This is a genomic window from Micromonospora sp. NPDC023956 (assembly GCF_040639195.1).
GTDB lineage: Bacteria > Actinomycetota > Actinomycetes > Mycobacteriales > Micromonosporaceae > Micromonospora.
The window spans coordinates 14463-23366 of sequence record NZ_JBEZZN010000028.1 but is presented as its reverse complement, the minus strand read 5'-3'; the positions used below and the strand labels follow the sequence as shown (position 1 = coordinate 23366).

The 8904-nt window shown below is 72.2% G+C and carries 14 protein-coding genes; all 14 read right to left on the bottom strand.

Annotation, left to right across the window (positions count from 1 at the left end):
• Positions 1-104: 104 nt before the first annotated feature.
• Positions 105-536: a hypothetical protein gene (locus tag AB0F58_RS29370; RefSeq protein ID WP_357149947.1), complete on the bottom strand. Its 432-nt coding sequence runs from the start codon at positions 534-536 to the stop codon at positions 105-107.
• Positions 537-637: 101 nt separating this feature from the next.
• A complete protein-coding gene (locus AB0F58_RS29365) occupies positions 638-1843 on the bottom strand; it encodes a hypothetical protein (protein ID WP_357149944.1) in 1206 nt (401 codons plus the stop codon).
• Between the two features lie 281 nt (positions 1844-2124).
• Positions 2125-2538 carry a winged helix-turn-helix domain-containing protein gene (locus AB0F58_RS29360; protein ID WP_357149941.1) on the bottom strand — a complete coding sequence of 138 codons (414 nt, stop codon included), beginning with the start codon at positions 2536-2538 and terminating at the stop codon, positions 2125-2127.
• A 138-nt stretch (positions 2539-2676) separates the two neighbouring features.
• Complete coding sequence (locus tag AB0F58_RS29355; protein WP_357149938.1) at positions 2677-2916, bottom strand: hypothetical protein; 240 nt, start codon at positions 2914-2916, stop codon at positions 2677-2679.
• A gap of 171 nt (positions 2917-3087) precedes the next feature.
• Positions 3088-5157 (bottom strand): cell division protein FtsK, encoded by a 2070-nt coding sequence (locus AB0F58_RS29350; protein ID WP_357149935.1) that lies wholly within the window; start codon positions 5155-5157, stop codon positions 3088-3090.
• A gap of 76 nt (positions 5158-5233) precedes the next feature.
• Positions 5234-5386, bottom strand: coding sequence for a hypothetical protein (locus AB0F58_RS29345; protein WP_357149933.1), 153 nt, complete (start codon positions 5384-5386; stop codon positions 5234-5236).
• Positions 5383-6702 (bottom strand): hypothetical protein, encoded by a 1320-nt coding sequence (locus AB0F58_RS29340; protein ID WP_357149930.1) that lies wholly within the window; start codon positions 6700-6702, stop codon positions 5383-5385. The genes AB0F58_RS29345 and AB0F58_RS29340 overlap by 4 nt, the downstream gene beginning before the upstream one ends.
• Positions 6699-6986 carry a hypothetical protein gene (locus AB0F58_RS29335; protein ID WP_357149927.1) on the bottom strand — a complete coding sequence of 96 codons (288 nt, stop codon included), beginning with the start codon at positions 6984-6986 and terminating at the stop codon, positions 6699-6701. The genes AB0F58_RS29340 and AB0F58_RS29335 overlap by 4 nt, the downstream gene beginning before the upstream one ends.
• On the bottom strand, positions 6983-7198 hold the full coding sequence (locus AB0F58_RS29330) for a hypothetical protein (RefSeq protein ID WP_357149924.1): 216 nt from the start codon (positions 7196-7198) through the stop codon (positions 6983-6985). The genes AB0F58_RS29335 and AB0F58_RS29330 overlap by 4 nt, the downstream gene beginning before the upstream one ends.
• Positions 7195-7359, bottom strand: a complete 165-nt coding sequence (locus AB0F58_RS29325) for a hypothetical protein (protein ID WP_357149921.1) — start codon at positions 7357-7359, stop codon at positions 7195-7197. The genes AB0F58_RS29330 and AB0F58_RS29325 overlap by 4 nt, the downstream gene beginning before the upstream one ends.
• A 71-nt stretch (positions 7360-7430) precedes the next feature.
• Positions 7431-7640: a hypothetical protein gene (locus tag AB0F58_RS29320; RefSeq protein ID WP_357149918.1), complete on the bottom strand. Its 210-nt coding sequence runs from the start codon at positions 7638-7640 to the stop codon at positions 7431-7433.
• 165 nt (positions 7641-7805) lie between these two features.
• Positions 7806-7976, bottom strand: a complete 171-nt coding sequence (locus AB0F58_RS29315) for a hypothetical protein (RefSeq protein ID WP_357149915.1) — start codon at positions 7974-7976, stop codon at positions 7806-7808.
• Positions 7977-8213: 237 nt separating this feature from the next.
• Complete coding sequence (locus AB0F58_RS29310; RefSeq protein WP_357149912.1) at positions 8214-8414, bottom strand: hypothetical protein; 201 nt, start codon at positions 8412-8414, stop codon at positions 8214-8216.
• 101 nt (positions 8415-8515) lie between these two features.
• Complete coding sequence (locus tag AB0F58_RS29305; RefSeq protein WP_357149909.1) at positions 8516-8863, bottom strand: hypothetical protein; 348 nt, start codon at positions 8861-8863, stop codon at positions 8516-8518.
• Between the last annotated feature and the right edge of the window lie 41 nt (positions 8864-8904).

Genomic DNA, 8904 nt, shown 5'->3' with positions numbered 1-8904 from the left:
GGGTTCGAATCCCACACCCTCCGCCTCTCATGGATCTCCGTTAACGCAGCTCAGCCCCGGTTTTTACACCGGGGCTGTCCGCTGGTGGGGGGATGGTGGGGGGACTACGCGCCGCCCCCACCGGTGATGGACCGAAGGTGGCCGATGGGCTGGGTGGTTTCGGCGGCGATGTGCTCCCGTAGCTCCTGCTGGAGCTTCGACAGCCGGACGCCGTTGACCTCGACCCGGGCATCCACCTCCCGGACGGCGGCGAGGATGACCTCGAGCTGGGCCCGGCGGGCCCTCTCCTCGGTCAGCTGCACCTTGAGGGCGGCGATCTCCTGCTGCTGGATGCGGCGGCGCAGGTAGCTGGCGTAGAGGCCCCCGCCGATGATGCAGATGGTGGCCACGACGAACGCCAGCCGGGCGACCGGCTCGATCATCTGGGCGGACGTGAAGGTGTGGACGGTGCGAGCGATGGCGGCGACGGCTCCAACCCCGAGTAGGGCCCCTGCGACGATGCAGGCGGCGGGGGTGGGCCGCTTCAGGTAGTACACGATCAGCTCCGAACGTCAGGCGATGAGAGGTGTTCGGAGGGCGCGCGGCCCTCTCCCAGTGCAGCGCGCCGGGCTCTGCCCGGGTGGCACGGACCGAGCGGTCAGGCTGGTCGTGGATCGATGCCGGGTGTGGGCACCGGCGTGAGGTGGCCGATCGACCCGCCGACGTCGATGCGGCCGGCCGCCGGGTAGCTGGTCGCGCCGAGCGTCCGGGCGATGAGCTGTTCGGCGGAGTAACTCGAGGGCTTGAGGGCGGGTGGCCGCTGGCTGTCGACCCAGTCGTGCTGGTGCGGGTCGGGGCATCCGCCGCGGCGGCGGGCCGTGTCGCGCGGCGCCGGAGGGTTGTGTGGGGTCGGGGCCGGTCGGGCGGCGCGCCGCTCGCAGGGTTCGACTGCGGGCTCCGCGTGGTCCTGGTGTCCTGCGCGGTGCTCGACGCCGGCCCGGTCGGTGCGGGCGCGTCCGGATGGTCCGGCGGTCGGGTGGGCCACGTCGACCGGCACGGCGGCCGGCGCGACCGGCACCGGTGCGGGTGTGGGTTGGACCGGGGCCGGGGTGGGTGCCGGCGTGGGCATGTCGTCGGGCGTCGGGGTGACGGGAGCCGGGGTGACAGGCGCGGGCGTGGCCGGCGGCGTGGCGGCTGGTGGCTGGCTTGGGCCGGCGGCCGGCGGGAGGACCGGCAGGTCGACGACGGGCGGGACGGGCAGGGCCGGCAGGGCGGGTATGTCGATGACGATCGGCGGCACCGGGAGGGCCGGGATGTCCACGACGATGGGCGGCAGGTCCAGCGGCGGCAGGTCGAGGATGGGGTCGCGGGGCGGCCGGGACGGCTCCGGTGCCGGGTCCGGGTTGACGGGCTCGACGGGCGTCTCGTCGGCGGGCTCGGGCTCCGGCTCGGGCCCGACCGGCTCCGGCCGCGGGTCCGGCTCGGCGGGCGTGGTCGGTGCCGGGGCGGCGGGCTCGGTCGGCTTCGGCTCGGGCTGCTCGTCGCGGGCCGGCGGCGCCGGGCGGGCTGGCCGCGGCGGCTTGGCGGGGCGGAGCGTGCGCGGCGGCGGCCGGTCGGCAGGCGGCTCCTCGCACACCGCCGGACCATCCGGACGGGGCAGCTTCAGCGGCGGACGGTCCCGGTCGGGCCGGTCGGGCAGGACACGGTCGACGGTCCGCTCCACGCGGTCCACGATGGCCGGCAGCGGCGGCCGGTCGGCGGCCTGAGCCGGGTCGGAGTCGAGGGCGGACAGGGTGAGGATCGCTCCGCCGGTCAGGCCGGCGGCGACGATGGCGTGGCGAACCCATCGGGCGATCATGGACATGGCCAGCACCTCCCCCAGGTGGCCGGGCGTCCTGTGAATCAGACCATGGAGCCTAGTACGGATGTGCGACGTTGCAAGCGCTCCGTGTTACACGAGCTGCGAGAACCCTCCCGTGCAAGTTGCATCAGGACCATGTGGCAGCGACGTTATGCCCGATCGGGGGATCTCTGTAACCGCTTGCCCAGCTGATCCGTATACGGTGGGTGACCGGCGATCAACGGGAAGGATGCGGGTGCCTGTCTGCTCGGATACCGCACGTCCGGGCAGGCCGGGCAGATCAGTCAGGCAGTGGTGAAGTCGAACATGTCCGCGCGATACGGCCCTCGCGTCTGCGCTCCGACGTGGATCGTCACCACCGGCACGACCTCGCCCAGCTCGATCCCCAGTGCCTCGCGCTCCGCCTCGGTCGGCATGCGACACACGATCCGGGCCGCCCTCGGCACCTTGATGTGCTGCCGGGTCTGCTGCTGCACCACGCGCGTACCGTAGCCGCGCTCCGTGTAGACCAGGCCCTCACCGCGCAGCACCGCGAGGGCGCGCCGGACTGTCGGCCGGCTGACGCCGTGCTCCTGCTCAAGGCGCCCTTCGTACGGCAGCAACTCGCCGGGCGGGATCCGACCGGAGGTGATGTCGGCGCGGAGCAGGTCGGCGAGCTGGAGGTAGACCGCCCGGGTGCTGCCGTACCTGATCACCACGGTCGGACGGTACGGACACCGATACGCATAGGGTGATATCGGGCGTGAACCATATGATCACACCCTGTCCGAGCTGGACAGACACCACCGCCCCCGGACCGAGCATGGCCAGGGGGCGGTGGTGTCGAGGTCGGCGGGCTACAGGGCGGCGTTGCGGATCCGGGCGAACCGGTTCCACACCCGGCGGCCGATGCGGAGCCGCTTGCCCGTCGCCTTGCACCAGCGGCACGGGCGGGACAGCTTTCGGTTTGCGGCGCTGCGGTGGTGGGCCTTGCCGTCACACACCCAGCAGTCTCGGAACGGGCGGATCCAGCAGGACAGGGCGTAGGTCAGCGCCCACGCCGCCAGCACACCGACGGCGATGAACGTCTCCTTCACGGGCGTCTCCTCGAGGTAGCGGTAGCAGCAGAACAGACGGCGTCGGTGCCCTCACCGGCCCGCTTCGGTGGTGCCTCCAGGTGCGGCGCTACCTGCTACCCGGATGGGTTTTCGCAGCTCAGCAGGTAGCAGGCGTCGGTAGCGTCCGTGCTACCGGTAGCGGCGCCGGCGCTACCCACGCTCGATGGCGCGGCGCTGAATCGCGGCCTCGATCGCAGCCCGGTCGCAGCCCTGCCCGACCCCCGACTCGAAGTGCTCCGCGTCCTTCACGGACTTGCCCTTCACGCCGAGCTTGCGGACCATCGCGCTGATCGCGTCGGGGGTGACATCGGCGTACGCCTCCGGGAAAGTGTCCTGGAGCCGGGCCGCCAGGGCGGGCCACGAGATGGTGGCCTTGCCGGCGTAGAACACGTTCAGCACGTCGGCCAGGACGTCGCGGGCCTCCCGCGCCATGTCCTCCCCTGCGGCCTCACCGGTGAGTAGGCCGTGAGCCTCCCGGAACTGGCGTGCCGCCCGGAGGATCTTCTCGGCATCCTCGGCGTCAGCCAGGAACGTTCGCACGGTGGGGGTGTCGTCAGCGGCCCCGTACAGGTAGCCGACGCCGCGGTACTCGGGGCCGACGGGCAGGGTTGAGGCGTCGATGCCTTCGGATCGGGCGTCGCTACCCAGCACGGCCTCGCTGACGTTCCCGTTCCCGCACTTGAGCGCGAACCGCACGGCGTGGTTGTCGCGGTACCGGGTGAACAGGCGCAGGATGTTCTGGCTGGCGCCCACGCCGGACGGCTTCTGGCTGCTGGAGATGATGATGACCCCGGCGGACGGGCCGACGGCCATCAGGAACGACAGCAGGCTGGCGATCTCCTCGGAGTCGTCCTTGTCGTCGAGTTCGTAGTACGCCTGGAACTCCTCCAGCACCAGCACGTGCACTCTGAGCTGCTCGTACCTGCGGGACAGCTCGCGGGTGAGTTTGCCCTCGGGGCACTCCGACGGGGGCAGCTTGGCCAGGAAGTCGTTGACGTTCTCGACGTGCTTCTTCAGGTAGCGCAGGGCGGTGAGCAGGTGGCCGACCGGGCCGCGGTCGCGGCTGTTCGGCACCGTCCCGAAGATCGCCATGTGGGCGATGAGCCGGAAAGCGCTCCAGTCGGGCGAGTTCTTCCCGTCGGCGACGATGACCCGCACGTACGGGTCGCAGGCCGCGTACAGGGTCAACGCTCGGGCGGAGAACGTCTTGCCCTTGCGGGGCTGCGCACCGACCAGCACCGAGTTCCACATCAGCAGCAGCGTGACCAGGTTGCTGCGCTCGTCGAGCCCGAACGGGGCGGGCTTCCACACGTCGGTGGGCTTGAGCCGCAGCAGCGGCGTCCGGCCGGCGGGGATGGCGAGCTGGTCCTGGTCGGACACGTACAGCACGTGCCGCCGGTTGCTGGTGCGGTCCTTGCTGATGAACACCTGGTTGACCGACACGTCCAGGCCGGAGGCGATGGACTCCTTGGCCTTCAACGCGTCGCTGAACGTCTTGCCGTACGGCAGGTCAACGACGACCTGCGAGCCGATCTGCTTCGCGTCACGAGACATTGGCCCGCCGAACTGGATCCGCAGGTCCGGCTTGTCCGGGTGGCCGAGCCCGGCGGCGTAGTAGGCGCGCAGGACGATGTCGGAGTTGAGCTTGCGGAACCGCGGCGCGACGACGGCCGGCTGGACGATTGGCTTCGTCGACGGCCGGCCGATCCGGGCCAGCACGGGCACGGCGACAGCGGCGGCGGCCATGACCACCCAGCCCGGTGACAGCGCGAGCGCGACGACCGCTCCGCCGAGGGCGACGGCCTCTGCGGTGAGGACCAGACCCCGGTAGAGGCGGGTGGCCTGGGCCTGCCGGTGCAGCTGCATGAAGGCGGCCGGGTCGTTTTTACTGGCGGCGGCCTGCTGTAGCGGGTACTGGTCGGTGAACCACCACCAGCGGACCTGCCGGCCGGCGATGCGGGCGACGCCGACGACAGCCCATCCGGTGGCCTGCATGGCGTACCAGGGTGCGCGGACGGCGTGGTAGCCGGCGTGGTGGGCGGCCACCTCACCGGTGCGCTTGATGGTGGCCTTGATGTTGTCGGGGCCGCGCCACTGCGCCGGAATGATCGGGCGGCGTTCGTCGTCCACGGCGACGAGGTCGACGTAGACCGGGGCGCGGGTGTCGGGCTGCTCGTCCAGCTCGATCTCGTAGTGGGTGTCGAACGCTTCCTGCGTCATGGCGGTTGCTCCTTGCGTTTCGGCGGGCCGCGACCCGGGGCGGTGGACGCGGCCCACCGGTGGACTACTGGTGGCGTCAGATCGGCGTGACGGTGATGGAGACGACGTTGCCGCCGGGGATGTGTCGGGGCTCGTGGTCGTCGCAGGCCGCGTAGCGGGTGTCCGGCCCGGTCAGGTTCGACACGACCACCAGCACCGTGGCGCGCCCGCCGCAGATGAAGCACTTCACCTGGCCACCTCCACCAGCTCGACCGGATGTCCGTTGACCCGCTTGGTGGGGGCCGTTTCCGCAGGTGCCGGGCCGGATGCTGACGTCAGATCGCGGCCGTCAGCCCCGTAGCCCATGCGGGCGTACTGGTCCGTCACGGTGGCCTCGGGCACCTCGAACCGTTGCGCCACGGCGGCGGCCGGCGGGAGAGGCGGCATGTACCTGCGGGCGGTGGACTCGCTGACGCCAGCCTTGGCGGCGATCTGCGCTGGCGTCGCGCCGGGCATCTTGGCGGCGGCGCGAGCCACCTTGTCGGCAGTGGTGAGTGAGCGTGGGCGGGGCCGGCTGACGGCAGGCTTGACGTCAGGTTCGGCCGGCGGTGGCGTCACCAGGTCCGGAACGGGACCGATCGGGACGGCGTAGTCCCAGGGGTCCACCGGCGGCTCCACCTCAGCCGGCTCGTCGCTTTCCGTCTTCGCAGTGGCCTGCTCCGCCCGACGGGCATCACGTTCCGCCTTGCGGGTGGCCCGCTCCGCGTTGTACCCCTCCCACGCCTTACGCGGGTCCCGCTCGTAGTGGTCGATGGACCACCGCTTCGCCAGCCACGACCGGATCGGGAACGCCCGACGCCGCTGCGGGGAGAACTCGACGCCACCCTCGTCGATGAGGTTGGCGTCCTCGGCAAGCAACTGGACGTGCTGGGCGCGGCGGGTGTGCAGACCCCACAGCCACGGCGACAGCAGCGACAGCAACGCGAACGCGACCGCCGCGGCCGTGGGCTGCATCCCATCGGCGAAGTGCGCGTAGTTGATGACACCGACGACACCCGCGATAACCCACGACGCCCGACGCAGTGACGCAGCGGTTGCGTGGGCCCGCAGCATGAGCGCGTCGTGGGCGTGCCACTGCACGTACACCGCGATGGACTCCAAGGCGGCGGCGAAGGCGACCGCGAAGGCCAACTTCGCCGGCCAAGTCCACTCGCCGGGGGCGATGTGCTCGAACGCGTAGGCCGCCTGGGCGTAGGCAGCGCCGCCGTTGATGAGCAGCAGCGGCAGCACCGGCCGGGCCTTCGCCAGGAACTCCTCCCGGCCCTTGCGGCGACGGTCGCGGGCCGCCGCGCGCTCCTGCCGGCGTGCCTCGTCGCGGCGGCGGCGCTCCTGCTCGTCGGCGGCGGCCTTGATGCGGGCCTCCTCGGCGGCGGCCTCGCGCAGTTCCCGGTCGAGCTGCGCCTGGAGGCGGGCCTGCTCGATGGCGGCGTGCGCAGCGGCCTGCCGCGCTGCGGCCTGGGCGGCGATGACGGCGGGGTCGAGGGGCGGGCGTCGGAGTAGCTTCACCGGGCCACCTCCACCGGCCGGTCGGCCAGCTCGGGGCGCGGCAGGGGCCTGCGGCGCGGCGTGAGCACCGCCGGTCGGGGCCCGTGCGGCAGGGCCTGCCGGTCCAGGTGCCGGTCCGCCGACGCCTGCAACAGCAGCGAGGCGAGCGCGACCGCCGGCGGCAGGAGCCCACCGGCGAGGAGCCGCCACCCGGGCGACCCGGCGGGCAGGGACACGGCACCCACCCAGGTGCCGGAGAAAACGACGGCTCCGGCCAGGTGGCCGGTGATGCGGGCGCGGTTCATCGGCCCTCCTTCTGCACGGTGTTGACGTAGGTGGTTCCGCCGGTGGCGGTGCGTTCGTACAGGTCGGCGTACTGGCCGGGCTGGAGCAGGCGGCGGGCGGCGGTGCCGGCGGCGTCGATGTCCCGCAGGTGGTCGCCGGAGGTGGGGACGTTGATGGTTCGGGTGCCGGCGGGGCGGCCCTGGGCGTCGTAGATGTCGGCGCGGTAGCTCATGCGGCACCCCACTGCGTGGTGACGCACATGCCTGCCGCGCCGACCTGGTGGCCGCCGCACGGGTAGGTGACGTGGTTGTGGTGGACGGCGACCGCGGCCAAGGCGGCGGCGGCGAGCACCGTGCCGTAGACGAGACGGTTGATCGCCCTCATGATGGACATGGATCCTCCGATCCGAGTAAGGGCGTGGCCCGGCCAGCCGGCCAGCATCGGCCGGGCCACGCTGTCGGGGTCTAGAAGCGGATGTGGATCGGGCCGTCGACGTCGCCGTCGTACTGCCGGCCTACGGTTGCGTTGCCCGCGCGGATGTTGGTGACCTGCGCGGAGCCCCGGTCGGCGCCGCTGCCCCGCCCGGGGCGGTCGGTCTGCTCCTCGTCGTCGGGGCGGCCGATCGAGCCGACCTGGAACGGAACCCATCCGCTGTCGCTGTAGTTCGTGGGCATGGCTCTTCCTCTCGTTAGGGGTTGGCTGGTCGGGTTAGGCGGTGCCGCAGCACGGGCACGGGCTGCCGGGGGTCCACGGGCCGCACGAGCAGGCGCAGCGGTAGCAGAAGCGGCGACCGCCGTCGGCGTCGCTGTGCGTGCACCGGCAGCGGCATCCGGGCGGCTTCACGACGTGCAGGTCTGGGCGTGGCGCTGGGTCGCGACCAGCGCCGGCGCGAACCCGACGAAGGACGGGTTCCAGCCGCAGCCCCGGCACATGCCCTCGAAGCCGTTGGCGGTCTGGTAGGCGTAGGCGGTGCTGCCGCCCTTGGTGGTGATGTCGCGGGACACCTGCATCGCTGCTCTCCGATCGAGTGGGCTGGTCCGGTCTGGCCGGCTCCGCGTGCCGCCGAGGTGATGGGCTCAGCGGCCACGGAGGGCGGTCAGATCAGCGGTCGGTGGCGCCGCAGCAGGAGCAGGTCCGGCCGCCGTTGCGCGGCGGGCAGGTGCACCCGCACGACAGGCACCCGCCGACGTGGGAGCACGAGCAGCGACCGCAGCCCCGGGCTGCGGGGGCGGACATCCGGCGCAGCATCAGATCCGCCCCTGCCGGTGCTGCTCGGCGATCCACGCCGCGTTGTCGCGGGCCTGCCGCCGCTCCTGCTCGGTGAGGGTGATCGGGGTGCGGCCCTGCGCCCGGTGGCGGTTCTCGCGGGACTCCACCCAGCCGTCGGTCACGTGCTCCTCGTGGTGCTCGCCGTTGCGGCCGGTGGCGATGACGTACTTGCCGCCCATCTCGGGGCTCCTCTCGTTGGGGGTTGGCTGGCCAGCGGTCTGGTCGGCCTCCGCGTGCCGCCGAGGTGATGGGCTCAGCGGCCACGGAGGGCGGTCAGGGCCTACTGACGACCGCGCACCACCAGCGAGAACAGCTCCGCCGCCAGCAGCTCGGCCTGCGCCAGCGACATGGAGAACGCGCCCCGCTCGGAGCGGACGTAGACCTGCGTCGGTCCGGCCTCACCGTCGTCGTCGAGGCGCTCAAGCGAAACCTCGACCTCGTACTTCTCGGGGCCGTCCGTGCAGACGATCGTGCGGGGCGCACCGTGGTGGAAGGTCACACCGGGGTCGGGCGTCTCCCACGTGGTGTCGCCCTTCCAGCAATCCGCGCACCACGGCGGGCAGGCCGAGGGGCAGTCGGGCGGGGACACCAACGGCGCGGACGTGGGGGCGTGCGCAATGATGGTCACGGTTCTTCAGCCCTTCGTAGGAGGGTTGGAGTTCAAGGCCC

Coding starts and splice junctions, on each gene's coding strand:
- AB0F58_RS29365 (WP_357149944.1), bottom strand. CDS start 1,843: ATGTCCATGATCGCCCGATGGGTTCGCCACGCCATCGTCGCCGCCGGC.
- AB0F58_RS29350 (WP_357149935.1), bottom strand. CDS start 5,157: ATGACGCAGGAAGCGTTCGACACCCACTACGAGATCGAGCTGGACGAG.
- AB0F58_RS29335 (WP_357149927.1), bottom strand. CDS start 6,986: ATGAACCGCGCCCGCATCACCGGCCACCTGGCCGGAGCCGTCGTTTTC.
- AB0F58_RS29330 (WP_357149924.1), bottom strand. CDS start 7,198: ATGAGCTACCGCGCCGACATCTACGACGCCCAGGGCCGCCCCGCCGGC.
- AB0F58_RS29325 (WP_357149921.1), bottom strand. CDS start 7,359: ATGTCCATCATGAGGGCGATCAACCGTCTCGTCTACGGCACGGTGCTC.
- AB0F58_RS29320 (WP_357149918.1), bottom strand. CDS start 7,640: ATGCCCACGAACTACAGCGACAGCGGATGGGTTCCGTTCCAGGTCGGC.
- AB0F58_RS29315 (WP_357149915.1), bottom strand. CDS start 7,976: ATGCAGGTGTCCCGCGACATCACCACCAAGGGCGGCAGCACCGCCTAC.
- AB0F58_RS29310 (WP_357149912.1), bottom strand. CDS start 8,414: ATGGGCGGCAAGTACGTCATCGCCACCGGCCGCAACGGCGAGCACCAC.